Source organism: Clostridium sp. 1001283B150225_161107_B6, assembly GCF_015556325.1.
Classification (GTDB): Bacteria; Bacillota; Clostridia; order Lachnospirales; family Lachnospiraceae; genus Enterocloster.
This window is the reverse complement of sequence record NZ_JADNMD010000005.1, coordinates 93,751-119,346: the sequence shown is the minus strand read 5'-3', so window position 1 is coordinate 119,346 and position 25,596 is coordinate 93,751. Positions and strand designations below refer to the sequence as shown.

The 25,596-nt window shown below is 43.0% G+C and carries 28 protein-coding genes and 1 tRNA gene; 23 read left to right on the top strand and 6 right to left on the bottom strand.

Annotated elements, in window-relative coordinates; all coding sequences use genetic code 11:
* Positions 1 to 41: 41 nt before the first annotated feature.
* Together I2H39_RS13965 and I2H39_RS13960 are read left to right on the top strand one after the other, a co-directional pair.
* Complete coding sequence (locus I2H39_RS13965; protein WP_138310964.1) at positions 42 to 332, top strand: phage holin family protein; 291 nt, start codon at positions 42 to 44, stop codon at positions 330 to 332.
* 151 nt (positions 333 to 483) lie between these two features.
* Positions 484 to 840 (top strand): hypothetical protein, encoded by a 357-nt coding sequence (locus I2H39_RS13960; RefSeq protein ID WP_195626745.1) that lies wholly within the window; start codon positions 484 to 486, stop codon positions 838 to 840.
* 280 nt (positions 841 to 1,120) lie between these two features.
* Here I2H39_RS13960 and I2H39_RS13955 read toward each other — a convergent pair whose 3' ends face one another.
* On the bottom strand, positions 1,121 to 1,270 hold the full coding sequence (locus tag I2H39_RS13955; protein ID WP_195626744.1) for a hypothetical protein: 150 nt from the start codon (positions 1,268 to 1,270) through the stop codon (positions 1,121 to 1,123).
* 273 nt (positions 1,271 to 1,543) lie between these two features.
* On the opposite strand from I2H39_RS13955, the gene I2H39_RS13950 reads away from it, so the two are divergent.
* Positions 1,544 to 2,617: a glutamate cyclase domain-containing protein gene (locus tag I2H39_RS13950; RefSeq protein WP_195626743.1), complete on the top strand. Its 1,074-nt coding sequence runs from the start codon at positions 1,544 to 1,546 to the stop codon at positions 2,615 to 2,617.
* Between the two features lie 9 nt (positions 2,618 to 2,626).
* Here the strand turns inward: I2H39_RS13950 and I2H39_RS13945 are convergent, their stop codons facing one another.
* A complete protein-coding gene (locus I2H39_RS13945) occupies positions 2,627 to 3,526 on the bottom strand; it encodes a LysR family transcriptional regulator (protein ID WP_195626742.1) in 900 nt (299 codons plus the stop codon).
* Between the two features lie 144 nt (positions 3,527 to 3,670).
* On the opposite strand from I2H39_RS13945, the gene I2H39_RS13940 reads away from it, so the two are divergent.
* The 17 genes from I2H39_RS13940 to I2H39_RS13860 all read left to right on the top strand — a co-directional run bounded on the left by I2H39_RS13940 (position 3,671) and on the right by I2H39_RS13860 (position 22,678).
* On the top strand, positions 3,671 to 4,729 hold the full coding sequence (locus I2H39_RS13940; protein WP_195626741.1) for a DSD1 family PLP-dependent enzyme: 1,059 nt from the start codon (positions 3,671 to 3,673) through the stop codon (positions 4,727 to 4,729).
* 25 nt (positions 4,730 to 4,754) lie between these two features.
* Entirely contained in the window at positions 4,755 to 6,029 is a 1,275-nt protein-coding gene (locus I2H39_RS13935) for an Nramp family divalent metal transporter (RefSeq protein ID WP_195626740.1), read from the top strand.
* A gap of 20 nt (positions 6,030 to 6,049) precedes the next feature.
* Entirely contained in the window at positions 6,050 to 6,952 is a 903-nt protein-coding gene (locus I2H39_RS13930) for a TIM barrel protein (RefSeq protein ID WP_195626739.1), read from the top strand.
* Positions 6,953 to 6,995: 43 nt separating this feature from the next.
* Complete coding sequence (locus I2H39_RS13925) at positions 6,996 to 7,961, top strand: D-2-hydroxyacid dehydrogenase (protein WP_195626738.1); 966 nt, start codon at positions 6,996 to 6,998, stop codon at positions 7,959 to 7,961.
* A 411-nt stretch (positions 7,962 to 8,372) separates the two neighbouring features.
* Positions 8,373 to 9,044, top strand: coding sequence for a GntR family transcriptional regulator (locus I2H39_RS13920; protein WP_243281808.1), 672 nt, complete (start codon positions 8,373 to 8,375; stop codon positions 9,042 to 9,044).
* Positions 9,045 to 9,250: 206 nt separating this feature from the next.
* Positions 9,251 to 10,222 carry an amidohydrolase family protein gene (locus I2H39_RS13915; RefSeq protein WP_195626737.1) on the top strand — a complete coding sequence of 324 codons (972 nt, stop codon included), beginning with the start codon at positions 9,251 to 9,253 and terminating at the stop codon, positions 10,220 to 10,222.
* A 68-nt stretch (positions 10,223 to 10,290) separates the two neighbouring features.
* Positions 10,291 to 11,436 (top strand): amidohydrolase, encoded by a 1,146-nt coding sequence (locus tag I2H39_RS13910; protein WP_138310961.1) that lies wholly within the window; start codon positions 10,291 to 10,293, stop codon positions 11,434 to 11,436.
* Positions 11,437 to 11,451: 15 nt separating this feature from the next.
* Positions 11,452 to 13,173 carry a M28 family metallopeptidase gene (locus I2H39_RS13905; RefSeq protein WP_138310960.1) on the top strand — a complete coding sequence of 574 codons (1,722 nt, stop codon included), beginning with the start codon at positions 11,452 to 11,454 and terminating at the stop codon, positions 13,171 to 13,173.
* A gap of 92 nt (positions 13,174 to 13,265) precedes the next feature.
* On the top strand, positions 13,266 to 14,432 hold the full coding sequence (locus tag I2H39_RS13900; RefSeq protein ID WP_138310959.1) for an alpha/beta hydrolase: 1,167 nt from the start codon (positions 13,266 to 13,268) through the stop codon (positions 14,430 to 14,432).
* Positions 14,433 to 14,465: 33 nt separating this feature from the next.
* Positions 14,466 to 15,569, top strand: coding sequence for a TRAP transporter substrate-binding protein (locus I2H39_RS13895; protein WP_138310958.1), 1,104 nt, complete (start codon positions 14,466 to 14,468; stop codon positions 15,567 to 15,569).
* Between the two features lie 127 nt (positions 15,570 to 15,696).
* Positions 15,697 to 16,248 carry a TRAP transporter small permease gene (locus I2H39_RS13890; RefSeq protein WP_138310957.1) on the top strand — a complete coding sequence of 184 codons (552 nt, stop codon included), beginning with the start codon at positions 15,697 to 15,699 and terminating at the stop codon, positions 16,246 to 16,248.
* 17 nt (positions 16,249 to 16,265) lie between these two features.
* A complete protein-coding gene (locus I2H39_RS13885) occupies positions 16,266 to 17,540 on the top strand; it encodes a TRAP transporter large permease (RefSeq protein WP_195626736.1) in 1,275 nt (424 codons plus the stop codon).
* A gap of 21 nt (positions 17,541 to 17,561) precedes the next feature.
* Positions 17,562 to 18,206, top strand: coding sequence for an isochorismatase family cysteine hydrolase (locus I2H39_RS13880; protein WP_138310955.1), 645 nt, complete (start codon positions 17,562 to 17,564; stop codon positions 18,204 to 18,206).
* A gap of 127 nt (positions 18,207 to 18,333) precedes the next feature.
* Entirely contained in the window at positions 18,334 to 19,212 is an 879-nt protein-coding gene (locus I2H39_RS13875) for an FAD binding domain-containing protein (RefSeq protein ID WP_195626735.1), read from the top strand.
* Entirely contained in the window at positions 19,193 to 19,690 is a 498-nt protein-coding gene (locus tag I2H39_RS13870; RefSeq protein WP_138310953.1) for a (2Fe-2S)-binding protein, read from the top strand. Before I2H39_RS13875 ends, I2H39_RS13870 begins: the two co-directional genes overlap by 20 nt.
* Positions 19,687 to 22,047, top strand: a complete 2,361-nt coding sequence (locus I2H39_RS13865; RefSeq protein WP_195626734.1) for a xanthine dehydrogenase family protein molybdopterin-binding subunit — start codon at positions 19,687 to 19,689, stop codon at positions 22,045 to 22,047. Before I2H39_RS13870 ends, I2H39_RS13865 begins: the two co-directional genes overlap by 4 nt.
* A 256-nt stretch (positions 22,048 to 22,303) precedes the next feature.
* The gene (locus tag I2H39_RS13860) at positions 22,304 to 22,678 is read left to right on the top strand and encodes a hypothetical protein (RefSeq protein WP_138310951.1); all 375 of its coding nucleotides are present in this window, start codon (positions 22,304 to 22,306) and stop codon (positions 22,676 to 22,678) included.
* A 122-nt stretch (positions 22,679 to 22,800) separates the two neighbouring features.
* Here the strand turns inward: I2H39_RS13860 and I2H39_RS29490 are convergent, their stop codons facing one another.
* A complete protein-coding gene (locus tag I2H39_RS29490) occupies positions 22,801 to 22,923 on the bottom strand; it encodes a hypothetical protein (protein WP_275892411.1) in 123 nt (40 codons plus the stop codon).
* Positions 22,924 to 23,070: 147 nt separating this feature from the next.
* Here I2H39_RS29490 and I2H39_RS29485 point away from each other — a divergent pair, with 147 nt between their 5' ends.
* Positions 23,071 to 23,169, top strand: coding sequence for a hypothetical protein (locus I2H39_RS29485; protein WP_138311010.1), 99 nt, complete (start codon positions 23,071 to 23,073; stop codon positions 23,167 to 23,169).
* 58 nt (positions 23,170 to 23,227) lie between these two features.
* On the opposite strand, the gene I2H39_RS13850 is transcribed toward I2H39_RS29485, so the two are convergent.
* The 3 genes from I2H39_RS13850 to I2H39_RS13845 form a co-directional block, all read right to left on the bottom strand.
* Positions 23,228 to 23,300: transfer RNA gene (locus I2H39_RS13850), tRNA-Val, on the bottom strand.
* An 11-nt stretch (positions 23,301 to 23,311) separates the two neighbouring features.
* Positions 23,312 to 23,473, bottom strand: a complete 162-nt coding sequence (locus I2H39_RS28855; RefSeq protein WP_207746817.1) for a hypothetical protein — start codon at positions 23,471 to 23,473, stop codon at positions 23,312 to 23,314.
* Positions 23,470 to 23,796 carry a helix-turn-helix transcriptional regulator gene (locus I2H39_RS13845; protein ID WP_138311198.1) on the bottom strand — a complete coding sequence of 109 codons (327 nt, stop codon included), beginning with the start codon at positions 23,794 to 23,796 and terminating at the stop codon, positions 23,470 to 23,472. Before I2H39_RS13845 ends, I2H39_RS28855 begins: the two co-directional genes overlap by 4 nt.
* A gap of 136 nt (positions 23,797 to 23,932) precedes the next feature.
* Between I2H39_RS13845 and I2H39_RS13840 the strand changes: the two genes are divergently transcribed.
* Both I2H39_RS13840 and I2H39_RS13835 read left to right on the top strand, forming a co-directional pair.
* Complete coding sequence (locus I2H39_RS13840) at positions 23,933 to 24,277, top strand: hypothetical protein (RefSeq protein ID WP_138311199.1); 345 nt, start codon at positions 23,933 to 23,935, stop codon at positions 24,275 to 24,277.
* 220 nt (positions 24,278 to 24,497) lie between these two features.
* Positions 24,498 to 25,592 (top strand): NAD(P)-dependent alcohol dehydrogenase, encoded by a 1,095-nt coding sequence (locus I2H39_RS13835; protein WP_138311200.1) that lies wholly within the window; start codon positions 24,498 to 24,500, stop codon positions 25,590 to 25,592.
* The last annotated feature ends 4 nt before the right edge of the window (positions 25,593 to 25,596 follow it).

Below are 25,596 nucleotides of genomic sequence, written 5' to 3'. Positions count from 1 at the left end.
AATATACTAATGGTAAGACAAGTAATAGGAGGGGAACATATATGCAGATAACAGATTATATCAAACCGGAATTGATTGTGGTGGCCCTTGTGCTGTACTTTGCCGGCATGTGGATTAAACAGAGTGAGACGGTAAAGGACAGATTTATCCCTTTAATCAACGGAGGGCTGGGGATTGCCATTTGCGGGATTTATGTCCTTGCCACAAGCACATGCCAGTCAGGGCAGGAAATTTTTATGGCAATATTTACTGCAATCACCCAGGGAATCCTGCTGGCAGGGCTCAGTACGTATGTCAATCAAATCATAAAGCAGATGGGCAGGGATGAGTAAAATGCAATAGATTTGCCCTGAATCTGTTAAGATATAACCTGGATACAAGATACAGCAGGCGCGGCGCTGCAAGGTGATAATTAAGGCATGTGGACCTGCAATGAATGAGGAATGTATGAATAAGATATCGTAAAAGGCTGCGGGTGTTAGTATGATTACAGAGCAGTATATAATCACATTTTTTGGGATTGATACAAAATATTACACAGACGACTTTGTAGGAAGATGCTGGGAGATAGCAGCAGATGAGGAATACGGTGCTACAGGCATCTATGTCACAGGAACAGTGACAACACACAGCCTGATATGCGGTGAGATACGCGGCTGTAAACTGGGAAAAGTAGGTCATTGTATCTCTGCTGTCAGGAACCCGGTGGAGGTAGCTGAAAGCGGGACCTTTAAGAAATCGCTCATAAATGTCATAAACAGGACAAGAAGTATGCTGGACAATCCGAATATGAGTATCATTATCAATGAAATGGAATATTTTTATTTTTGTCAGATATAAATCCGGGGAAGGTGTCAGATGCCGTTTGAGTCTGAAGCCCTCACCCCCCGGTTGGACAAGATGTGGGGCATGGGGCCATAAAGACCTGTAAATAAAGACCAGTAAAAAGGGAGGAGCCGGTCAGGATTTCTCCTGCCGGCTGTATTATGAAAAAAAGTCTGATTAGCAATATCAACTTACAATATATAGTATACGGGCCAAATATGAGCAGCCTGTAGCGAAAATATGAACGATTTGTAAGAAATTTGTGAATATAAAAAACAGAAAACCAAAAAGGAACCTACTCGGTTCCTGTCATGACCTCTTTCATTTGCTGGGTTACGGGACGGTATCCGTCATTGCTGAAAAGACCATTGAATATGCTGTCGCCTAATGCGAATAAAATGATGATAACCGCCAGGATGATGAGTGCTTTTATTAAGAATTTCATTTTGATACCTCCTGTGGCTTAAAAAAACCAGTCTACTGATAATATATCCTAATCATACTACATTATAAATCATGGGGCAATGGTTTGTGGTGGTAAATGAAATGGGGCCAAACAGAGCCTGGGGAGTGGAAGTGGCAACAGCGGTTTTGCTTTACCCGGTTAAAAGTTGATTTATTAGATATTAATTTCAGATATTTAATATCTAATTTGCATATTTGACTTTTACTTTAAGAAAAATTAGAATGATATCAGAATTAGAAAGGAGAAGTCAATATGCGAAGCTTTGAGGAACAGAAACGTATTAACATCGGGTGGGCAATTGATAGTCTTGTTACACTGGATTTTCATTCGCGGGGAACCATTCGGAATATTTATTCATGTATGGCGGAAAAATGCGGAATGCCCCTTACCATGAACGCAGCAGTGCAGCTTTATGACGCGGTTCAGCGGTCTGAACGGAAGATTGTATTTATCGGGACAGGATTTCTGATTAAACCAACCATGAATCCGGAGACAGACGGTCCTATTTCGGCTGCATTGATCGCAAGGGCAATAAGTCTTCTGGGAGGCGTACCGGTCATTATTTCCCAGCGGGAAAGCAGGAAGGCATTGATGGCAACCTGTGCTACAGCAGAACTGAATTATTGTGACAGCATTGATACAGCCCTGGAGACGCCATATCCGGTTACGATTGTGGACATGCCGCGGGTTGGTGAAAAAGAGCGCACCCGCAGGATAATGGATGATTTACTGAAATATGAACCAGCAGGAATGATAAGTATTGAGCATCCGGGAAAAGGTGCTGATGGCAAATATTACAGTGTCATGGGGTATGAATTAGAGGGATGGCCAGGCCCGGTGGATGACCTGCTTGAGATGGTGGAGAAACAAGGCGGTGTCACAATCGGTATCGGTGATGCCGGGAATGAAGCGGGAATGGGTTATGCAAAACCGGAAATTGATGATATGACCCCTTACGGGAAACTGACGTCCTCAAAGGTATCATGCACAGCCCCAATCATAGCATCCGTGTCGGAGTTGGGGGCGTATGGCCTGATTGCAGCCCTTCAGGTGGTAAGCGGTAAAAAGATACTGCAGAAGCCGGATTTACAGGAAAATGTCATCCGGGCAGCCGTGACGGCAGGATGTGTGGATGGCTGCTCGGGCAGACCGAATCCCGCATTGGATATTGTGGATGTGGAGTATGTACGTTCATTCATCCATCTCCTGGACGGGATTCTTGTCTGCACAGAGGACTTTTGTCCTACCAGACCATTTTTCCTCGATTACTGCAGAGGAGCAGATATAGGAAAACCAGGGCAGTATAAAGGCGGACATGGAAAATAGAAGGGGATTTCAGCCTTCCAGCTGGCCTTGGTACATTTCTAAAAAAGAGGACAGACAGGCTTCAAATATTTCAAGACCTTTTATACCGGCGGACCGGGGATGCTTTTGTCTCAGCAGATAACAGGTTTTATTGGGTGGAGGATTGGTCAGTGTAAAAATATCCAGGGGTCTGTTGGCCAGAAGCATTTTAGCGGCAGAGAGAGGGACAATGGCCCAATGCCGTTCATCTTCCAGAAAATATTCAATCATAGGGGTGGCATTCATCTTTACAACAGAGGATTTATTAGGATTCCACCAGTAATCATGCCATTGCTGGTATTCCGGGAACCATATGTGGTAAAGTTCCATATCCGGGTCTAAATCATTGGGATGGATGATGCCGGTTTTCGGCTCCCCGCCGGATTTTCGGATGACACAAAAACGCTCATGTATGATAGGTTCAGCAACAATGTTTGGGTAATCAGCAACATTGTTGACAAATCCAAGGTCCAGCTTTCGGGAGTTCATCATATCATATATCTCCCATGTATGATGGGTGTATAGTGATAATTCCACTGGGGGCTCATTGCTTACAAGGCTTTGATACAAAGGACCCAGAACATGAAAATTAAGACTGTGGACACCTGCAACAGACAGTTCGATTTTGGATTGCCGTTTGTACAGGGTAAGGGCCTCATCGTAGGTATCCAGCCACTTTTGGGCAATCTCAATAAAATCCTTTCCCCGGTCTGTTAATTCGATTCCGTTCTGCCCTTTACAGCGGTTGATAAGCTGTACACCGATTTCTTCCTCCAGAAGTTTCAGCCGGCGGCTGATATTGGACTGGGATAGAAAAAGAAAATCAGCCGCTTTGCTGATACTGTTATATTTAACAATTGCAAGATATATCTGCATGTCGGTCAAGTCCATGAGACTATGTCCCCCTTAAATCCAATGATAATTGAATTATAGCATGGCATGGGGGCAGGCGCAAGAAGGGGGAGGTATCCTGGACTGGACAGGCATGGGAACGTATTTAAATACAAATATTTAATAGAAAAGAGAGGGAACGTTATGCGTTTAGAAAATATTGAAACACCAGCACTGGTTCTGGACATGGATGCAGCAGAACATAATATGGAGTTAATGTCAGATTATATGAAGGATACAGGACTTTCGCTGAGACCCCATTACAAATCCAGTAAATGTACATATATTGCGCACATGCAGATTAAGGCAGGAGCAAAGGGAATCACCTGCGCAAAAGTCAGTGAGGCGGAGGACTTGATTCTTTCGGGAGTGGAGGATGTGCTGATTGCCAACGAGGTTATTGAACCGTCTAAGATTGCGCGGATAGCCTATCTGGCGGGCTGCTGTTATCTGACTGTCTGTGTGGACAGGGAAGAGAATATCCGGCAGCTGCAGGTTGCTGCGCAGGCCCAGGGAACAACGATTCATGTACTGGTTGAGTATGATGTGTTTCTTAGGAGATGCGGCGTAGACACACCGGAAGAGTTCTGCGCGTTGGCAAAAACAGTGGATTCCTGCCCAAATTTGGTTTTTGAGGGAATTCAGGCATATGCAGGACATCTGTCCCATGAAGAAAATTATGAGGTGCGCCGGGAACAGGCTGAGAGAGTGGAAAAGCGGGTTTCTGATTTAAAGGCATATGCAGAGGCACAGGGATTAAAGGTAAAAGAGGTAAGCGGCATCAGTACCGGGACCATTGCCTTTAAGAATAAAGATACGGTATATACGGAGGCCCAGACCGGAAGCTACATATATATGGACACTTCTTACGGTGCGCTTAATCTGGATTTTCGGAGTTCATTGTTTGTGTTGACACAGGTGATGAGCAAAAATGAATATATTATCACGGATTGCGGAATGAAGTCCATTTCAGTTGACCAGCATCCTCCTGTATTTTACGATTATCCGGAGCGCCCTGTAAAGATGAGCGAGGAACATGCCCGCATATCTGCGGAAGGCTTAGATGTGAATATTGGCGACAAACTTCTGGTGGTTCCCAGCCATTGCTGTACTACCATGAATATATATGATTATTTATATGTCATTCGGGATGGCAGGGTTATTGACCGGGTACAGATAACAGGGAGAGGAAAGAGCCTTTAGAAATGAAAGGGCCAGGAGGTAAGTGATGGGGAATAAAGTGGAAGATAAAGACAGTTTGAAAATGGGGTTTCTGGATTATTTGAGGGCGATTGGACCAGCCATTGTCATATCTGCCGTGGTGATTGGACCGGGCTCCGTGACCACAACGTCATCAATGGGAGCAAGTTATGGGTATAGATTGCTCTGGGTAGTGGTACTGGCGTCCATTGCAGCCTTTTTCTACCAGCTGCCTGCAATCCGGATTACATTTTCGACTGGAAACAGTATTTTGGAGTCTATCCGTATACAATATGGAAAAAAGGTGTCGGTTCCATTCTTTTATATGCTGTTATTTGGAACTTGTGTGTTCCAGGCAAGCAACTTTCTCGGCGCAGCCATGGCAATGAATTATTTTGTACCAAATATTTCACTTACAGTGTGGACTGTAATCATGGTTGTATTAGGACTTGTCCTGGTATGGATAGGAAGGTATAAAGTACTAGAGAATTTTACAAAGGTATTGGTATTGCTGATGGTGGTTTCCTTTGTGTTTACAGCCATTGGCTCCAGGCCGGATGTGGGGGAGATAGTTACCACTGGCTTCAGCTTTGTGGTACCGGAAAATAACTGGTTTATAATACTCGCTGTAGTTGCAACTACGATGACGCCTGATATACCCATATCACTGTCCGCTCTTTACAAAAATAAGTATGACATTCCCAAAATACCATCGGATGGCGGAGAAAAGGTGGGCGGATTTAAAAAGCTGGCACGCATGGATTTGATTGTTGGCTGCAGTGTGACAGCAGTTATTTCCTCTGCAATTGTTATCTGTTCCGGTGCCAATCTCCATCCTCTGGGGATTACAGTCAGCGGAGCAGCGGATATGGCGGGACAGCTGACTCCGATTCTCGGTAAGTACGCCGGAATACTTTTTTCACTGGGTTTATGGTCAGCAGCCTTTTCATCAGGAATGTTCAGAATGGAATTAATGCCAATGCTGTACAACCAGGCAAGTGACCAGGAACAGGATATGAGAGCACTGAGAAGCCGGTCATTGATGATTCTGACGGGTGCGGTTCCCATTGTTATTGTAGTTTTATTTGGCTCAGCCCCTACATCACTGATTATTACTGCCCAGGCTATTAATGGTGTTTTACTTCCCTTTATCTGCGGAATGATATGGAAAATATCCAGCGACAGAAAATATCTTGGCGAGAATGCAAATAAAACATGGTTCAATGTTGTGTTTGGCCTGATTTTCATTGTTACGTTGCTGCTCGCCATGAGGACATTCATAAGTCTGCTGGGATTCATTTAGCCGAAAGGAGCATTTAAATCATGAGAGATTCCATACAGAAGTATTTTCAGATAGGCACAATCCAGTGGATGAGCCATCCATCCTATGAGCTGCTTGAATCCATCCGCAGATTTGCCTGTGATGAATACTTTAATGTTTTAGAGATTACCCATATTGAGGACCAGGATACCAGGGACAAGGTGAGAGATATGCTGTCTCAGGCCCATATGGGCGTGTGCTACGGCGCCCAGCCCAGGCTGCTGGGACCAAAGCTGAATCCAAATGACCTGGATGAAGCCGGCAGGAAGACGGCGGAGGATGTACTGAAGGATTCCATTGACGAGGCTGCGTATATGGGAGCAAAAGCTATTGCATTTTTGGCAGGAAAATGGGAACCCGAGACAAGGAATCAGGCTTATGGACAGCTGCTTAAGACGACCAGGGCTGTATGCGGTTACGCATCTTCAAAAGGAATGATGGTGGAGCTGGAGGTGTTTGATTATGACATGGATAAGTCAGCCCTTATGGGACCTGCTCCCTATGCAGCCAGGTTTGCGGCTGACATGCGCACAACACATAATAATTTTGGATTGCTGGTTGATTTGTCACACTTTCCAACTACATATGAAACTTCAAAATTCGTGATTCAAACCCTGCGCCCGTACATTACCCACCTGCATATTGGAAATGCAGTTGTAAAAAAGGGATGTCAGGCATATGGTGACCAGCACCCCAGATTCGGATTTCCGGAGAGTGCAAACGATGTTAATCAATTAATTGAATTTTTCCGTGTGCTGAAAGAGGAAGGATTCTTTAGCAAGGATAATCCTTATGTACTGTCTTTGGAAGTAAAACCATGGATAGGTGAGGATGCTGAAATTATATTGGCTAATACGAAGCGGGTCATTAACCGTGCGTGGGCCATGGTGGAGGATTCAGTTTAGGGACAATATGAACCAGGAGGAGCAAGTTCAGGAGGAGCAAGTTATGGAGGAGATTGTTGTATTAGACGGATATACGGAAAATCCGGGGGATTTGAGCTGGGACGGTATTGCAGAGTTTGGAACGCTCCGGGTCTTTGACCGTACATCTGTGACGGACGAAGCGGAAATCATAGAACATATCGGGAATGCCGGGATTGTGCTCACCAATAAGACCCCAATAAGCAGAAATGTAATTGAAGCCTGCAAAAATATCAAGTTTATTGGTCTGCTGGCCACGGGGTATAATGTGGTGGATTACAAATTTGCTGCTGATAAGGGGATTCCGGTGGCCAATGTACCATCCTATGGAACGGCATCGGTCAGCCAGTATTCGATTGCGTTACTGTTGGAAATCTGTCACCACATAGGACACCATGATGCTTCTGTCCATGCCGGAAACTGGGAGAAGTGCATTGACTGGTGCTATTGGGACTATCCCCTGATTGAATTAGAGGGAAAGACAATGGGCATTATCGGGTTCGGAAGGATTGGACAGGCGGAGGGGAGGATTGCAAAAGCTTTGGGAATGCGTGTTCTGGCCTATGACTGTTATCCAAATGCCGCGGGAGAGGAAATTGCAGACTACGTTGATTTGGAAACTTTGTATAAACAGTCGGATGTCATAACGCTTCACTGTAATTTGACGCCTGAGAATACGGGAATGATTAATCAATCAGCAATAGCAAAGATGAAAGACGGCGTAATCCTTATTAACAATGCAAGGGGCCAGCTGATTGCTGAGCAGGATGTGGCAGATGCATTGAACCGCGGTAAGATAGCCGGAGCTGGATTGGATGTGGTTTACACGGAACCCATTCGTGGTGATAATCCTTTGCTTAAAGCAAAGAACTGCATAATAACGCCGCATATTTCATGGGCTCCAAGGGAGAGCCGACAGCGTATTATGGATTGTACAATTGAAAATATAAAATCATTTATTGCGGGAAAACCGGTTCATGTAGTTAATTAGTGACTTTTTTCAAAACAACATGGGATGCAGACAGGCATAAACCCCAACCTTGCTTACTTGGCGTTAGCGAGGGTGGGGTTTATGCCATTATTGTGTCCAGTTTTGGCGGTTATTGCTTGCTTGGTTCTGATAGAAGAGGGCGAGGGGGAAAATATAATGAAAGAGTACTTGTCATAAAGAAGAAAATGGACTAAATTATAGATATGAGTGCAGGCTGTTTTATTAGACAATGATTGAACATTGCGAAGATTGTTTTAATGATGTATGAAACATCCCTGCGCAGATATATAAAGGTAGAATTGATTTTAAGAATATGTTATGATGAAAAAATGTGAATCAAAAGAGTCTGTTATGTATTGCAGAATTGCGACGATAACGGATGAATCGGATTAATGTTCATAACTGAAAATAATGATGGAGAGGTTGAAAAATATGGGAAGGAAGGATAAAAGCCTCGAGGATAAGGCATACAATTACCTGCATGACTTGATAATTCAGCATAAACTGCAGGCAGGCAAGCGTATAATCGAAAGTGATATAGCAGATTGTCTCGGAATGAGCCGAACGCCGGTACGCGCTGCTTTGCGGCGTCTGGAGGATGAAAAGCTGGTTTATAGTTTGCAAAATCTGGGTACATTTGTGGAGCAGTTAACGGTTAAGGATGTTCTGGAAATGAATGAACTTAGGATTATACTCGAAGTTAAGGCGCTGGAATCATGTATCATGAAGGCCAGTGATGAAGAAATTGATGAATGTATTAAAGTGACGGAGTCTATTTCAATAGCGGATTCTGCTCAGGATATCAAGTCTAAAGATGAATATTTTAATAAGTTTATAATTCGTTACTGTGCAAATTCTCGAATACTTGATATTTTGAATTCTCTGAATGCTGAGCTATCCCACCCGCGCCATTTGGTTGCATTTACTGAAAAAAGGCTGAATCTTATGAAGCAGGATCATCTTAAAATACTAAAATATATCAAAGACAGAAATTATACGCGGGCAGCCAAGGCATTGGAAAAGCATCATAATAACAGATATTATGGTTTTATGGAAGAATATATGAAGATGATAATAAAATAAACGTTGATTTCCATATAAGAGGTACTGTGCAGATTAAAGCGCAGTACCTCTTTATTTTGGTATATTAGTGACAGAAAATAAGAATTGTTAAATATAGCCAAAAAAAATATTAAAAACATAATAAGTACAATATAAATACAATTGATATTGACTTTGTACTTTTTGAGTAGTATACTTTTTATAAAAGACGGGAGGAGATACCGCAAATGATTGTTGATGTACATGCTCATTATATCCCTGCTTGCTTAGCTGAAATTGATAGGTTTAGTGATTTTTTCAAAGTGGAAGAAGACAAAAATGAAAAAAAAATATTTATTAAAAAAAGAGAACTAGGACCATTGAACAGAGGATTGATTAATCTTGATGAACAGCTTATTGATATGGATAAAGCTGGTATAGATATGAGATTTATCTCACTTCCTCCGTTCGTATTGAACTATGAAGACAAGCGATGCACGGATTGGGCACATGAATCAAATAAAGCGTTGTCAAAAGATGTGGCCTTATATAAGGACAGGTTTAGATATCTGGCCACGCTTCCCATGAAGGATATGGATGGCGCCATACGTGAACTGGATAGTGCAATTAATGATTCCTTGTGTTCTGGCGTTGAAATAGCAACTAACATTGCCGGCATGGAGTTGGATGATGAGTATCTGGCACCTTTCTGGAAGATGGCAGACCAAAATGAGGTTTTTGTATTGCTGCATCCCCACTACACAATTAAATCAACCAGGTTAGAGAGATATCACTTGAGGAATTTGATGGGAAATCCTTTGGATACCACTATTGCTGCATTTGCTCTTATGACAGGGGATATAACAAATAAATATCCTGGCGTAAAAATATGCTTCTCTCATTCAGGGGGATATACGCCATATGCGATTGCCAGATTTGAGCATGCAAGAAAGGTTAGGAAGGAGTTCAGAGAGATACACAGAAGCTATGGTGAATGCTGCAAGAGCTTTTACTATGACACTATTTTACATGATGCTGAGACGCTGCAGTTTGTGGAATCGAAAGTAACCTCCTCCCATCTTCTCATGGGAACTGACTATCCTTTTGATATGGGAGATGATGAACCTGTAAATACTGTTTCTTCCATGAGTATAACTAAGGAGGAAATTGCGGACATTTTGGGGGGGAATATTAAACGGCTGATAAAAAAGAATATATAAATTTTTACCAGAAACATGATAAAACGTAACATAAAAAGTATGAGCGGAAACATTTGGAGGTGATTAACATGATAGGTGACGTTTATGAATATGTGAAGACACATCATTCCGGGATATTGGACACGTTTAATACACTTCATTCTATGCCTGAACCAGCATTCAGAGAGCTACATACAGCAGATTATTTAAAGACACAGTTAGCGAAAGCCGGATTTACTGTAAAAGGAGATTTTGCAAAAACAGCTGTGTTAGGTATATGGGATACCGGAAAAAGCGGAGCAGCTATTGGAATAAGGGCAGATATGGATGCGCTTGAACATGAGATTGATGGAAAAGCGGTTTATATTCATTCCTGCGGTCATGATGCTAACTGCACAGCTGTTCTTTGGGCGGCAAAGGCCCTTATGGAAACACAACAGCTAAAGACAGGAAGCCTGAAGGTTTTGTTTCAGCCAGCTGAGGAAACTTTGCAGGGAGCAGAAGCAGTCATTGAATCAGGAGTATTAGATGGTACGGAGTATCTTGTAAGTACACACCTAAGACCTCAGGAGGAGCTGCCGATGGGTAAGGTTTCACCAGCAGTTCTGCACGGGGCATCTGGACATATCAGGGTAAAAGTTTACGGTCATGAAGCCCACGGAGCAAGGCCGCAGCAAGGTGTGAACGCAATTCTGGCTGCTGCAAATATTATAGGGGCAGTTAATGCACTGCAGTTTAATCCCACTATACCGCATTCGATAAAACCAACAAAGATTAGCAGTGGAGCCAATCCGTTTAATGTAATCCCTAATTTTGTTGAAATAATGTTTGATATCAGGGCGCAGACAAACGAGCTGATGGAGATGCAAAAAGAAAATATAATGAGAGCTGCTGTAAAGAGTGCAGAGTCTGCAGGCGCAGAAGCAGAAGCAGAATGGCTTGGCGGTGTGCCGGCGGCAAGCAGATGTGATGAATTGATTACAATCGCGGAAGATGCTATTAAAAAATCATTGGGGGAAGATGCATTAGGCCCTACAATTGTAACACCCGGAGGTGAGGATTTCCATAATTATCCTGTTGCAATTCCAGGGCTAAGGACTACAGTATTAGGAATAGGAGCCGGGTTGACTCCGGGGCTGCATATGTCTGACATGACATTTGACACAAGTGCCATTTTTAATGCTGTTACTGCTATCAGTTCTACAGTTGTTCATATATCAAAGCAAACATTTTAAATCAGGGGGTTAGTCATGAAAGAATATTTAAAGCAGCTGGAAATCATAGAAGACAGCCTTGTGGATAGCGTAGATGGTGAAAAGTTGATGGGGTATACTTCTGACATTGCGAAATGGGTTCGTATTTCCGGAACACAGGAGGAAGTAGACAGTCTATTGTATTGTGAAAAGGTGATGCAGGAAATTGGTTACAATACTAAACTTACATATCATGATGCATTTATCAGCGTTCCTGTTGAGTCACATGTTGAAATGCTGTCACCTAAACAGATGAGTTTTAAATCACTGACGCATTGCTTTACAAAGTCAACGGCGGAAAACGGTATGGAAGGTTTTGCAGTTGAGGCGGATTGTCCTAATATACGTGGATTGATTGTGATGATAGATGGCCTGCCTAATGCTGACCAGGTAAGGGATATGCAGCAAATGGGGGCTGCTGCAGTGATTTATGTACAGGACAATCATTTGCATAATTCACCGGTATCATCTCTTTGGGGGGGCCCCACAGAGAAAACAGAGAAGCTGTTACCGCAAATACCAGTAGTGTCTGTCGTACGCCAGGATGGCGCAGCCATACGGGAGCAAATGAAAAAGGGGACTGTAAAGATATGGATACAGACTGTGGTAGATACAGGCTGGAGAAAAGTTCCTCTTCTTGAGGCAGAAATGAAAGCAGAAGATACGGATGATTTTCTGCTATTCGGAAGTCATATAGATTCTTGGGATTATGGTGCGATGGATAATGGGGCAGCTAATGCTACAATGATTGAATGTGCAAGATTACTTGCCTCAGAACAGAGGTCATGGAAACGGGGCCTCAGACTTGCATTTTGGGCTGGACATTCACAGGGAAAGTTTTTCAGTTCCGCATGGTATGCAGATAATCATTTCGAGGAATTAGAAAAGCACTGTGTGGGCTATGTGTATGTAGACTCGACCGGAGGTAAGGATGCAGTAATTATTGATGAGGCGCCTGTAATGCCACAGACGAAAAAACTTGCAGCATCTGTAATCGAAAAACAGACCGGAGTAACATTTATTGGAAAACGGATAGGACATTTCGCTGACCAATCATTTTACGGTGTGGGGCTTACCTCCATATTTGGGACATTTTCTGAGCAGGATATTGAAAAGACACGGGATATACTTTCATTCCGTACCGGCACACCTAAGCATGCCGGCGGACTTGGCTGGTGGTGGCATACCCGGCACGATACCATGGATATCATTGATAAGGACATTCTTGTAAGGGATACAAAAGTTTATGTTGGAGTAGTGTGGCGGCTCCTTTGTTTTCCTATACTGCCCTATGATTTTAGGGAAGCGGTAAAGGAAATGAAAGAAACGGTTAGGTCCCTTAGCAGTTCCTTGGGGGATAGATTCGATTTAATGCTTCTTGAAGAGCGGATTAACCAGTTGGCAAGCAGGTTGGATAATCTGTATAATCGAATAGAAAATAATGAAGTTTCTATTGAAGATGCAGAAAATATTAATACTATGCTGCTAAAACTTTCGCATAAAATCGTGCGCATAACCTTCCATGGTGAAAACCATTTTGATTTTGACCTTTCAGGAGCAATGTATCCAATTCCATCCCTTAGCGATGGTGTCCGTCTTGCGGATTGCGATAAGGCCTCATACAGGTATTTTGTTCTTCGTACCCAACTGATGAGAGGATACAATCGTGTGATGAGCTACGTGAGTGAAGCGGTAGATTTGCTGAAGGATTATATATAGTATAATAAAATACTCATATGGGGGCAGATGCTTTATACGGTTTTGGGCGGGGTGGCTCATACCGGAGTAAAAATATAAAGGAGGGGTAAAGAATGTCGAAGTACAGACAAAACGAAAGTTGGATAAGTAACAAGTTTGTAGGTCAGCTTGGCATAGAAGCTTTCATGCCTAATGCAAACATGGGGTTAGAAGAAAAGGGCTTCAAGCATGTTGACATACAAAGGGCAAACAGGCGCATGACCTGTTTGCGGGCTATGCCTAAAGCATGGTGCGCTGTGGCTGAGCAGCAAGAAAAGTTAGCTGACGAAGCTGCTGCAAGGGGAAGTGTGGTTACTGCCGGTGCATTTTATCATCGTGCAGCTCTTTATTATGGCAAGGCACAGCTTTATCACCACAAAGATGATGCAATGAAATTGAATCTTCATGCCTCATGCGTACGGTGCTATGAAAAGGCCATAGCTGGTTATGACTACACAATTGAACGTGTTGTGCTGCCTTTTAACGGTAAGAATATTTACGGTATTTTCCATGCGCCGAAAGAAGCTGTGAATCTGCCAACGGTTTTGTTTACTCCAGGAATGGATATGATTAAGGAGGATTATCCAAATCTGAACGATAATTTTTTTGTACGCAGAAACATGTGTGTGCTGGTAATGGACGGTCCTGGTTTTGGTGAAACCCGCGTTCACGGTCTGCCTGTGACGCTTACAAATTTTCCTGAAGCCGCTTCCCTGTTTTTAGATTGGCTTTGTAAACGTCCTGAGGTTAATCCGAATCAAATCGGAGTTTTTGGCGGCAGCATGGGGTCATACTATGGCCCTACAGTTGCGGCGCATGATTCCAGAATTAAGGCCATTGTTGGACTGCTGGGATGCTATCTGGAGAAAGACCTGCAGTTTAATTCCTGTCAGCCAGGTCTTCGCAATAACTTTAAGTATATGTGTGATATATATGATGACGAACAGTTTGATGAGTTTGTAGGAAAAATGACCCTTGAGCGGGTGGTGGATAAATTGAAAGTGCCTTTCCTTATGTCTACAGGCGAGTTTGATGAGATGTGCCCGCCCGAGCTTACGGAACGGTTCTTTAATATGCTGGATTGTCCAAAGGAAATGTGGATTATGGAGGGCGAGTTTCATTCCTGTGCAGGTATGTATCATGAGCTGTTTGCATGGGCGATAGACTGGTTACGTGAGGCGCTGACGAAAGGAAAGCCAGAGAATCTGGCAGTCAAGAAGGTTATTCATGAGCGGTGGTAAGGCAATTGATTTGATAAAAGAGGAGGTAATAGTATGAAGAAGGTCTTATGTATATTGTTGGTAGCAGCGATGATGTCTTCCGTATGCGCTTGTGCGGCTCCTGCTGTGAAGGAGACATCTGCAGAAGTAAAATCCCCCCAGGAGCCAGATGCTACAGAAGGACAGACGACCGAAGCTGTCACAGATTATGAATACCCTGAGATGACAATTATTTTGGCTCATTCAGGTGCAGCCACTGATGCGAGACAGGACGGTGCTCTTGCGATTGAAAAGTATATTGAAGAAACTTCCGGAGGAAAGATTCAAGTAGATGTATATCCGGCTGGTCAGCTGGGGGATTCAAATACTCTTATTGAGTCCGTACAGAATGGTGGAATCCAAATGTGTGTACAGCCTCCTGCAAACGTATGTGCATTTAATCCCCTGCTTTCTATTCTGGATGTTCCATATTTTTTCCCTCCGGACATAGAAAAGGCGCGCGCAGTATTTAAGACAGAAGCAGCAGACACTTTACTGGATACTATGCAGGATTATGATATGGTAGGCTTGGGGTATTGGGTGGATTTATTCAAAGCGTTTACTAGTAATGTACCGTTGCGCACTCCTGATGACTTTAATGGATTAAAATTCCGCGTAATGGCTTCTCCTGTTCTTATGAAGTTTATTGAATCTTTGGGGGGAACAGCGCTTACAATTGATTACCAGGAAACCTTTACAGCATTGCAGACCGGGGCCATTGATGGTCAGGAAGCGGGAATAGGAGCTGGAATTTACAATATGAAGTTTTATGAAGTACAGAAATATATGGAGATTACAAACCATATTCTTGCTTCTCAGCTGGTATTTGCTAACAAAGCCTGGTTTGACGGCCTGGATAATGAGTGTAAGCAATTGGTCATGGACGCTGTAAATGTTGCTGGAAATGATGCTTATCAGGCAGTTAGAAGTGACATAGAGCAGACTGCATTGGATGCCATTGGGGCGCAATGTGAAATTATCAACCTTACCGAGGAAGAATTACAGGCGATGTCTGACGCATGCCGTCAGCCTTGTCTTGATCTTTACATTGAGAGTAACGGCGAAGCAGGTCAAAAGATTCTTGATGCATTCAATGCTGATATTGCAAAGCTTAACTGATAATTTATTGGTAGGCTGTCGCTCAAACAATTTTTCAATTGCAAAAGCGGCAGCCCAATACCTTATATAAGCTTCTGTAAGCGAGGTATCGGCTTGCTAAGATGATGGACAGAAGGGATATGATTTTATGAACAAAACAATTGAAAAGTATAGGGCGTTTGACGTGGTTTTCAAAAAGTTTGAACTTACGTTTTGCGCGTTATCCATATTGTTCGTTACTTCCTTAGTTACTCTGGGAATAATATTAAAGAATTTTTTTGGCTACTCCTTTCCTTGGACAGAAGAACTCTGCCAATATATTATGGTATGGGTAGCATGTATTGGCGGTGTTATCAGTGTTGAAAAACATGAGCACGTTAGTGTTGATATTATATATAATATAATTCCTAAAAAGATACATCCATATTACCAGATGGTGCTTGCTGTGATTTCAACGGTATTTCTGGCTATATTTGCTTATTTTTCCTATCTGGAAGTTATTTCAATTAAGGCGACCGCCCGTACCAGTGTAACGATGCCGTGGTTTCAGATGTGGTGGATGTATCTTGGAACTTTGATTGGATGCGGTCTAATGGCTGTTGAGTATTTTAAGACGATATTTGTTCTCTTCAGGAAAGGGAAGATAAAAGAGAAAGATGACATAGAAATGGAAGACCTGGACAAGCTTGAAACCATGTAATGGGGAAGGGGGAACTAATGACTGCGGGAATGTTTATTATAGCTCTTTTGGGATGTCTATTCCTTGGTATACCAATTTTTATCGCTATGATGATACCCAGTACATATTATTTATTAAATGTGCTTAATATGCAGCCGATAATGGCGGTATCGTCATTTACAGCAGGTCTTAATAAGTTTTCTACACTATGTCTGCCATTCTTTATTTTGGCGGCAAGTGTAATGGGGAAAGGCCAGATAGGCAGCCGGTTATTGAAGTTCTGCCGGAGTATTGTAGGCCATATGTACGGCGGTATTGGTATGACGGCAATTGTGTGCTGTATAATAATAGGTGCGATATCAGGCGCATCTACAGCGGGCATATTGATTATTGGGGCCCTGATTTATCAGGAAATGATTGACAATGGTTATCCCCGGGGATTCAGCGCCGGACTTATTTGTACTGTTAGTTCGGTAGGGATGCTGATTCCGCCTGGTATAGCGTTTGTAGTATATGCAATGAATACCAATACATCTGTACTTAAGCTGTTCATGGGAGGTTTAAGTTCCGGCATAATTATGGCGACTGTGTTTGCAGTATACGTATATATCTATGCACGCAGGCATGGGGTGCCCAGGCTTCCCAGGATTAATTTTAAGGAATTCTGTGTTGCAGTAAAGGACTCTATTTGGGCACTTGGGCTTCCGATTATTATTATTGGTACAATGTATACCGGTATTTGTACGCCAACAGAGGCCGCGGCAATATCTGCTGTGTATGCAATTTTTGTGGAAATGGTTATATACAGGGATGTGGATTTTAAGATGCTGATTGATATCTGCGGTGATTGTGCAAAAACGGTATGTACAATTTATATATTGCTTGCGGCAGGTCAGCTTCTGGGGTATGTAATGACACTTGCACGAATACCTCAGCTTATGGAGGCGATGCTGGGCAGTACATCCAGATTGATGATATTGCTGGTCATAAATATAATGTTCCTTATTGCAGGTATGTTTATGGGAGCAGGATCCTCAATTGTGATAATTATGCCTATGGTGTATCAGCTGGCGTTAAAGGCTGGAATAGACCCTATTTTTCTGGGGAATGTTGTTGTTACTAATTTAGCGATAGGAATGAGTACGCCTCCCTTTGGATTAAATCTGTTTGTAAGCACTAAGGTGATGAAACTGTCTTTCGTAGAGATTGTAAGGTCTTCAATGCCTTTTATAATGTTGACAATAGTAGTACTTGTAATTATCACACTGTTTCCTGGTTTATCCATGTTCCTTCCGAATCTGTTGGTTGAGTAATAGAAATAAAGGAGTTAGCATATGGAAAGTTCAAAGGCTGCACTTATTGTTGTTGATGTGACCCGGGCACATTTTGATTATGATTTTAACTATCTTCCGGTGCCGGAGGATGATTGCGAACGGGTACTTGAGGGTCTTATAAAAGTCATACCAGAGTTCCGAATACGTAATCTTCCTGTGATATTTGTGAGAACAGGTCATAAGATAAACCCTCTGACAGGAGAGACTATGTCTATGGCAAGTCCTTTCTGGCGATATCAGATGGAAAAGAAAATAAGCATTGGAGGCCATATAAGAAGGCCTGTAAATACTGAGAATTCACCTGCCATGGAGATTATGCCGCAGCTTGGTGCAACGAATAATGATATTATAGTTCATAAACAGAGGTACAGTGCATTTATGGGTACCCCACTTGAAATGTATTTAAAAGTGATGGGGATTGATACATTATTTTTTGCTGGTGCAAATACTAATAATTGCGTGCTTTGTACCGCATTTGAGGCATATAATCGGGATTACAGCGTCATTGTCATTGAGGACTGCTGTGCAAGCATGAATGGAAAGGATTATCATGAACTGGCCATAAAACAAATCAAGGCGTCTTTAGGATGGGCAGTGGACAGCGGCTCTGTGGCAGATATACTTGACGGAAGGATTGAATTGTAGCATGACAGCAAAAACATTCTGCTTTGGTGGGGTGTTTTTGCTTGTTTTAATGTGTACGGCGGGCGGGCAGGATGATAAAAGTCTGCAGCCCGTCTGATATCGGGAATCAAAAGAAAGGAATGGCTTCATGGAAACAAAATATTTTCATCCGGACAACCTGGAAGAAGCTGTAACACTTTTGGAGGAGAATGAAGGTGCAGTGCTGGTGAATGGTGGTTCTGATATCATACCGAGTATTTCGGCTGGAAAAATACAGCCCACGGGAATCATTGATTTACGCAATATAAAAAGTATGAACACGATTGCGGATGATGGTCAGTATGTGCATATTGGCGGTAATGTGACTTATCGCCAAATTCAGATTTCAGCCGTGTGCAACAAAATTGGGGGACTGCTTAAATCAGTGAGCTGTATCGGAAGTCCGGCCATACGTTCAGTTGCAACAGCCGCTGGCAACATTGCAACGGCTGCCCCTTCAGCAGACTGCGCGTCCATGCTGTTGGCTCTCAACACAGAATTGGTACTGGTAAGTTCACGGGGGGAACGTATCGTCAAGCAAAAGGATATTTATATTGATACATATAAAACTAATATAAAGAGAAATGAAATAATAAAGGAGATGCGTTTTCCAAGTTTGGGCTGTAATACAGGCAGTGGATACGCCAGATTTTCACGCAGAAAGTCCCAGGATATTGCTAAGATTATAGCTGGTGCTGTCATTACAATAGATAAGAAAGGCCAATGTGAGGGTGCTTCTATATCATTAGGAGCGCTAAATGCAACAGCAGTTCTGGCGCCCAGCGTCGAAGACAGAATTGTGGGATTAAACCGAGATGATGCAGTTAGTCTTATTATGAAGTTTTTTCCGCGGGAAGCAGGACTGAGAGAAAGTTATTTTAAAAAGTACAAAGAAGAAACCACCTGTTATGCGATTGCTGAGGCTGTACATATGGCTTTTACAGAAACTCAAGGGAGGATATTGCATTATGCCCATAGTACATTTTAATTTAAATGGCAAGACTGTATGCATTGAGGTAGACGGGACAGAACGATTGATTGATACTATACGTAACCGATTTTTATTGACGGGAACAAAGAAGGCATGTAATACGGATGACTGCGGTGCATGCACGGTACTGATTGATAATATGGCAGTCCGTTCTTGTGCATATCTGACCTGCATGGCAGAAGGGAAGAATGTGGTAACAATTGAAGGGCTGGGTACGCCCTGGCATCTCCACCCGCTTCAGAAAGCTTTTATAGATGCAGGAGCGGTGCAGTGCGGTTACTGTACACCGGGTATGATAATGACAGCTTATGCGCTGTTGGAGGAGAAAGAGAATCCCGGTGATGAGGAGATAAGAATGGCAATATCAGGAAATCTATGCCGTTGCACAGGTTACCAAAAGATTGTCAACGCTGTTAAATTGGCAGCAGAGAGAAGGCTGCAGACTGCAAACCACAGTTGGGAGGAAGTTAAGTGATTTTAAATGAGTCATATATTGGACAGAGATATAACAGACCTGACAGTATAAGCAAGGTGACTGGGTATGCAAAGTATACTGCGGATTTGATTGCGGGGAGAACAGATGTGCTTGTGGCAAAAGTTTGCCGGATTGATTGTGCATGTGCAAGCATAAAAACGATAGATGTAGATGAAGCGAAGAAAGTACCTGGAGTTATTGCGGTTTTGACGGCTGATGATTTATTTGACAGTCCTAAATATGGATATATTCTTAAGGATAAGCCAATTTTGGCAAAAGGTGAGATAGTATGTGATTGTGATTCATTGGCTTTTGTAGCGGCAGAAACGGAAGAGGCCGCGAACAAAGCTGTCAGTCTTATAAGCATTGAGTATGATGTTCTGCCGTGGGAGACAAACCCCTGCAGGAATATTTGTCCAGAAGCAAAATTGGTGAGAAAGGAGTATGCCGCCGCAAAGTGTGGAAATGTATCAAATGATGTGCGGGTCGAAAGAGGCGACATGGAGAATTCCTTTTTAAAAACCGCATGTGAAATAAAAGCAGATTTTCGTACACCTATTGTAGAACACGCATCATTGGAACGGGATATCGCAATTGCGGAACCGGATTATATGAATGGTGGATTAACCTTATATTGCCCGGTGCAAAATGTGCATGGTATGCGGGAAGGTATATGCGAAGCGCTTAATTTGCCTGTCAGCAAGATAAGGGTAATCAGCCCTCTGATTGGCGGCGGTTTTGGCGGGAAAGAGTGTTCGTCCGTGGATTGCGGCGTGGTTGCCGGAGTTCTGGCGCTTTTTACAGGACGCCCGGTCGTGTATGAAATGACACGGGAAGAGGTATTTCGTTATACCAGTAAACGGCATCGTAGTTACATAAGATATTATATTGGTGTGGATGAGGAGGGATGTATTACTGAGATGCAGTCTGAAGCAATTTTCGATAAGGGTGCTTATAAATCAGTGGATGTAATTCCTCATAGGTCTGCGCTGCTGTCAGGGGGGCCTTATTCAATACCAGTTGTGAATGTCAGGAACCGGTCGGTATATACAAATCATGTTTACGGCGGCGCGTTCAGAGGATTAGGCGCGCCTCAACAGCAGTATGCCTTAGAGTGCATTATCGACGATATGGCGCGAACAATAGGGATGGATCCGATTGAATTCAGGCTAAAAAATTTGATTAAAGAAGGTTCTACTACTATATTTTCTCAGAAAATGAATAAAAATGATGTGTCGGGTATACGGCAATGTATTGAGAAAGTGAGGAATGCATTAGATTGGGACAAGCCTTTGGATAACTCGAATCCATATATCAAACGAGGAAGGGGCATAGCATGCTATATGTATGGCACTGGAAGTTCATTTCCAAAGGATGCCGGTCATGTATATCTGGAGTTAAATCTGGATGGTTCCTTAAGTGTAAATGTGGCTCAGAATGAGATGGGGCAGGGACTGATTGCTGCAATGAGTCAGATAGCTGCAGAAGCAATGGGAGTTTCCATAGAAGATGTAAATATAGGGATATCTGATTCCATGTGTGCGCCTGAGGCTGGTCCCACATCTGCATCGAGAGCAACTGTATTTCAGGGAAATGCAATTATCAGTGGTTGTCATTCATTGAAGAAGAGAATGCTGGATGTTGCATCAGGCATTTTAAAGGAATATGCCGATGAATTAGCTATAAAAGACGGTGTGATATTTTCTAAGAAGGATTCAGAAAAAAGAATACTATTAAAATCAGTTGTTTCAGCAGCAAGGGTTTCCCAGGTGCCGTTGGCAGAGGTGGGAAACTGGTATCCACCCATGACTGAAAAGGATATCAATAATCGGAATCAGACTACGCGGTGGGTAACATTTGCATATGGGGCTCATGGCGTCATGGTAGAAGTGGATACTAGAAATGGTATGATTACTGTGTGTAAATCCGTACAGGCAACAGATGTTGGCAAAGCAATTAACCCGGATACCGTCGAAGGACAGATGGATGGCGGAGCTGCACAGGCTTTTGGGTGGGCACTTATGGAGGAGTGTTTTTTAAGGAAAGGAATGGTTAAAGAAGCTTCACTTCATGAATATCTGATTCCCACTTCCATGGATATACCTCATTTAGAATCCATAATTGTGGAATCTGAAAGTGATTTAGGGCCATTTGGCGCCAAAGGGATAGGGGAGCCAACGATTCTAGGCGGAGCTCCGGCAATAAGGAATGCAGTATTGGATGCAACAGGCCTTGCGATGTATGAAATTCCAATGACGCCGGTCAGGGTTATGGAGGCAATTGTACAGGCAGAGTCGGCGACGGATACAGAGAAGAAACCATTTTTCAGGGTACCACTGCAGCCTCTGATATGGTGAAAAGGGATGCTGGAAACGCTATTTGCTGCCGATATCAAATGAGGCTGCTGTCACGCCTGCGTCTGTGTCAAATCTGATAATATGGGCAGCAGAAGGCAGCAATGCTGCAAAAGTAAAGTGAGATGGTAATGATATTTGGCTGTGAGCCATGGAAAGAATACCCGCCATAAGATTATTAATGATTCGCCATGCAAGTGGATTTTTAACAGGCAATATGCTATACTGAGTACCTAATAACGGATGGGAGGGACAGAGGATGAATTTAAAAGAATGTGAACAGCAGCTGAAAGATGTCACAGAGCAGATAAACATGCTTGTGCGTAAACGTGAAGAGGTCCTGCTGAAATGGCAGCAGGCTTTTGATGCAGAAAGCAGCCAGGAGGTTACCTGCATATGTGAAAAAACAGATTCGGGATATGCGATTGTACTGATAAATGGGGAGTCTAAACAGATTGTATCAGAGGTATGGGATATGGATTTCCAGGGCGATTCTGAATCCTATTATAAGCAGGTAGAGCACGGAATCTGGAAACATAAGGCCCTGAATAAGCGTCAGGATGATTTGCCGGATTGGCAGAGAAACCTTATTTTTGCAAAGGCAGCAGAACTCAGAAAAAACATGGTTGGATAGGATGAATGAAAACCTTAGGGCTTATGATTTTGCACAGCATTGGCAAATTGGTTTGAAATTCCAACCCATTAAGACGGGTTTCCAACATGGGAATTCGGTTCCTTCTTTTACAATCAGCAGAATCAATCAGGTTCAAGCTTTCCGTACACCTTCTCAAATTCAGCAATCTGCTTTTTCATAAGAACTTCCAGTTCACGATTGGCAGAACGAACATTATAATCAGCAGCAATCCGGAATTTTTTCATTAATCTGGAGTCAGTGCGCAATGTGAATTTTTCTATTTCATTAGCTATGATTGACCTCCATATAACTGTCGGGGATATCGAGCCGCCTAATGCTTAGGACGATTGGGTACAGAAGGGGAGGTTAGGAGGATTAAAGGGAATAGAACCATGCTTTCTGAATGTATTTTCTGTAATGAATATGGGGAGAGAAAAACAAAACTTCATTTTCTCAACAGACCCAGGTGTATTCAAAAGTCCAAACAGTAAACAATCAAAAAAGTGCTGGAGTCCCTTTGAAATAAAGGATTCCGGCACTTTCGGCACATGGAGACAACAGGACTCGAACCTGCGACCCTCTACACGTCAAGCAGATGCTCTCCCAGCTGAGCTATGTCTCCAACGAAACTAATTATATCATATAGTCGGGCAGGATGGCAAGCAGTTCTTGCAATGAATCATAACCCTGAATCGGAATCATATCCATGGTAATCAATTCCGCCCAAAGAGCCGGGCAATCCATTGCCGGCCGCCGTCCTCCCGCCCTGACATTATACCTGCATGGCCTGCTCATAACCGTGAAGATATTTTAAACTGATTTTTCAATATCTCCACAATATCTTCAATGGCTTTTTCCTGTCCCGGGTCAAGACCATCCAATACAATGACCTTGCGGTGGTCCAGTCCAAGAATATAATCCGTAGTGGTACGGTATAAAACGGAAAGTCTGGACAGAACATCGGTAGATGGATAGGCTATATTGTTTTCATAGTTACTGATAGAAGACCGCGTTATATTTAAATGGGCAGCTACCTGTGATTGAGACAGATTCCGTCTCTCACGAAGCTCCCGCAGCCTGTAACCAAAATCATAAACCACTACGGTTCCCCCTTTCATATTGTGTATTGTTCTATTGTAATAGTTCTAATGACATTACAAGTGTCGGAAATGTGGTAAAAAATACAACCATACTGACTGTACAAAGGGAATAATTATGCATTTCTCCGTTCTATATAGTAGTGGAGGGGGAGAAATGAAAAAGTTATTAAAATATTTGGCCGCCGCAGGCCTGATAATAGTATTGGTTATGGCGGTTTGTTATATCCGTCTGCCTGATTACAGAATTTATAAAGTATTCTCCCATAGCGGGTCGGATTTCAGGGAAGCGGACCTGTATGTTATCGTATATAAACCATGGCATATCGAACAAAAGGTTCAGGGCATTGTTTCACGGCACAATGAGATGAATGGAACGCCTGATAAATTGACCATATGGCTCTATTACAGTAAATATGGTCTGGACCGGGGAAAGAATTTTTATAAGGTGATATTTGAGTATCATAAAAGCCAGGTGACGGAGCCGCCCGGGGCATGGTAGGGAACGGGGATTGGTTGAATGTAAGGAAATGATATTGGCCAGAGCATGAAAATTGTTTGGAAAATATATGTGACAATAATCGAATAAAGTCAATTATTGTAAAAAAATTAGCTGTTTATTGTTAAAAAAATAGTAAATATGTTAAAAGACAAACTATTGTTCTAAGTTATCGCGATTAGTGCTATGATGATAAAATAAAATAGTGAAGGAGGTTTAGCAGATGAAAATAACAGCAGCAGTTGTGAGAGAGAAAGGTAAGCCCTTCCAGTTTGAGGAATTGGACCTACAGAATCCCCGCGAGGGAGAGGTGATGGTTAAAATAGCAGCCAGCGGAGTATGCCACACGGATGAGGTGGCCCAGCATCAGATGATTCCAGTACCCCTTCCGGCTGTCCTGGGCCATGAGGGATGCGGTATTGTTGAAAAGGTGGGAGAGGGGGTAACGGAATTCGAGAAGGGGGACCATGTGGTATTTTCCTTCGGATACTGCGGGCACTGCAGGAACTGCCTGGCGGGAAGACCCTATGCCTGTGAGAATTTCAATGCCATTAATTTTGGGGGTGTTATGAGTGACGGCACTAAACGGCTGTCAAAGGATGGCCAGGAGATTTCTTCCTTTTTCGGACAGTCCTCCTTTGCAACCTATTCTGTTGTTCATAAAAACAGCATTATCAAAGTGGATAAGGACTTGGAACTGGATATCCTGGGGCCATTGGGGTGCGGAATACAGACAGGCGCAGGCGCTGTCCTGAACCGGCTTAAACCGGCTGCCGGGTCAAGCCTTGTGGTGTTTGGCTGCGGTACTGTGGGTATGAGCGCAATTATGGCGGCTCATTTATGCCCTTGTAAAAATATTATTGCTGTGGGCGGAAATGAAGAGAGCCTTGCTCTGGCGAAGGAACTGGGAGCCACCCATACCATTAACCGGAAGAAATGTGACTGCATTGTTAGTGAAATCAAGAAAATTACAGAAGGCGGCGCTGATTATGCCATTGATACCAGCGGTGTGCCCGATTTTGTGAAAAAGGCATTGGCCTGTGTTAAATTCCTGGGAACAGCTGTGGTATTAGGCGTTACAGGAGAACTGACCATACAGGTTCAGGAGGAGCTTATGGGTGAGGGAAAGTCCCTCATAGGCATTGTGGAGGGGGATTCCAATCCGAAGCTCTTTATTCCGCAGTTGATTTCATACTATAAACAGGGAAGGTTCCCCTTTGACAGATTGATTCGCGTGTTTGAGTTTGATGAGATTAATGAGGCATTTGAGGCATCCCACAGCGGGAAAGCCATCAAAGCCCTGCTGAAGATGAGATAGAGGA

Bases quoted from the DNA above. Each gene is read 5' to 3' on its own strand.
- I2H39_RS13900 (WP_138310959.1), top strand. From the start codon at position 13,266: ATGTCGAAGTACAGACAAAACGAAAGTTGGATAAGTAACAAGTTTGTA.
- I2H39_RS13955 (WP_195626744.1), bottom strand. From the start codon at position 1,270: ATGAAATTCTTAATAAAAGCACTCATCATCCTGGCGGTTATCATCATT.
- I2H39_RS13885 (WP_195626736.1), top strand. From the start codon at position 16,266: ATGACTGCGGGAATGTTTATTATAGCTCTTTTGGGATGTCTATTCCTT.
- I2H39_RS13950 (WP_195626743.1), top strand. From the start codon at position 1,544: ATGCGAAGCTTTGAGGAACAGAAACGTATTAACATCGGGTGGGCAATT.
- I2H39_RS13925 (WP_195626738.1), top strand. From the start codon at position 6,996: ATGGAGGAGATTGTTGTATTAGACGGATATACGGAAAATCCGGGGGAT.
- I2H39_RS13930 (WP_195626739.1), top strand. From the start codon at position 6,050: ATGAGAGATTCCATACAGAAGTATTTTCAGATAGGCACAATCCAGTGG.
- I2H39_RS28855 (WP_207746817.1), bottom strand. From the start codon at position 23,473: ATGAGCAGGCCATGCAGGTATAATGTCAGGGCGGGAGGACGGCGGCCG.
- I2H39_RS13935 (WP_195626740.1), top strand. From the start codon at position 4,755: ATGGGGAATAAAGTGGAAGATAAAGACAGTTTGAAAATGGGGTTTCTG.
- I2H39_RS13840 (WP_138311199.1), top strand. From the start codon at position 23,933: ATGAAAAAGTTATTAAAATATTTGGCCGCCGCAGGCCTGATAATAGTA.
- I2H39_RS13945 (WP_195626742.1), bottom strand. From the start codon at position 3,526: ATGGACTTGACCGACATGCAGATATATCTTGCAATTGTTAAATATAAC.
- I2H39_RS13875 (WP_195626735.1), top strand. From the start codon at position 18,334: ATGGAAACAAAATATTTTCATCCGGACAACCTGGAAGAAGCTGTAACA.
- I2H39_RS13910 (WP_138310961.1), top strand. From the start codon at position 10,291: ATGATAGGTGACGTTTATGAATATGTGAAGACACATCATTCCGGGATA.
- I2H39_RS13890 (WP_138310957.1), top strand. From the start codon at position 15,697: ATGAACAAAACAATTGAAAAGTATAGGGCGTTTGACGTGGTTTTCAAA.
- I2H39_RS29490 (WP_275892411.1), bottom strand. From the start codon at position 22,923: ATGAAAAAATTCCGGATTGCTGCTGATTATAATGTTCGTTCTGCCAAT.
- I2H39_RS29485 (WP_138311010.1), top strand. From the start codon at position 23,071: ATGCTTTCTGAATGTATTTTCTGTAATGAATATGGGGAGAGAAAAACA.
- I2H39_RS13905 (WP_138310960.1), top strand. From the start codon at position 11,452: ATGAAAGAATATTTAAAGCAGCTGGAAATCATAGAAGACAGCCTTGTG.
- I2H39_RS13835 (WP_138311200.1), top strand. From the start codon at position 24,498: ATGAAAATAACAGCAGCAGTTGTGAGAGAGAAAGGTAAGCCCTTCCAG.
- I2H39_RS13960 (WP_195626745.1), top strand. From the start codon at position 484: ATGATTACAGAGCAGTATATAATCACATTTTTTGGGATTGATACAAAA.
- I2H39_RS13965 (WP_138310964.1), top strand. From the start codon at position 42: ATGCAGATAACAGATTATATCAAACCGGAATTGATTGTGGTGGCCCTT.
- I2H39_RS13920 (WP_243281808.1), top strand. From the start codon at position 8,373: ATGATGGAGAGGTTGAAAAATATGGGAAGGAAGGATAAAAGCCTCGAG.
- I2H39_RS13845 (WP_138311198.1), bottom strand. From the start codon at position 23,796: ATGAAAGGGGGAACCGTAGTGGTTTATGATTTTGGTTACAGGCTGCGG.
- I2H39_RS13880 (WP_138310955.1), top strand. From the start codon at position 17,562: ATGGAAAGTTCAAAGGCTGCACTTATTGTTGTTGATGTGACCCGGGCA.
- I2H39_RS13915 (WP_195626737.1), top strand. From the start codon at position 9,251: ATGATTGTTGATGTACATGCTCATTATATCCCTGCTTGCTTAGCTGAA.
- I2H39_RS13870 (WP_138310953.1), top strand. From the start codon at position 19,193: ATGCCCATAGTACATTTTAATTTAAATGGCAAGACTGTATGCATTGAG.
- I2H39_RS13940 (WP_195626741.1), top strand. From the start codon at position 3,671: ATGCGTTTAGAAAATATTGAAACACCAGCACTGGTTCTGGACATGGAT.
- I2H39_RS13860 (WP_138310951.1), top strand. From the start codon at position 22,304: ATGAATTTAAAAGAATGTGAACAGCAGCTGAAAGATGTCACAGAGCAG.
- I2H39_RS13895 (WP_138310958.1), top strand. From the start codon at position 14,466: ATGAAGAAGGTCTTATGTATATTGTTGGTAGCAGCGATGATGTCTTCC.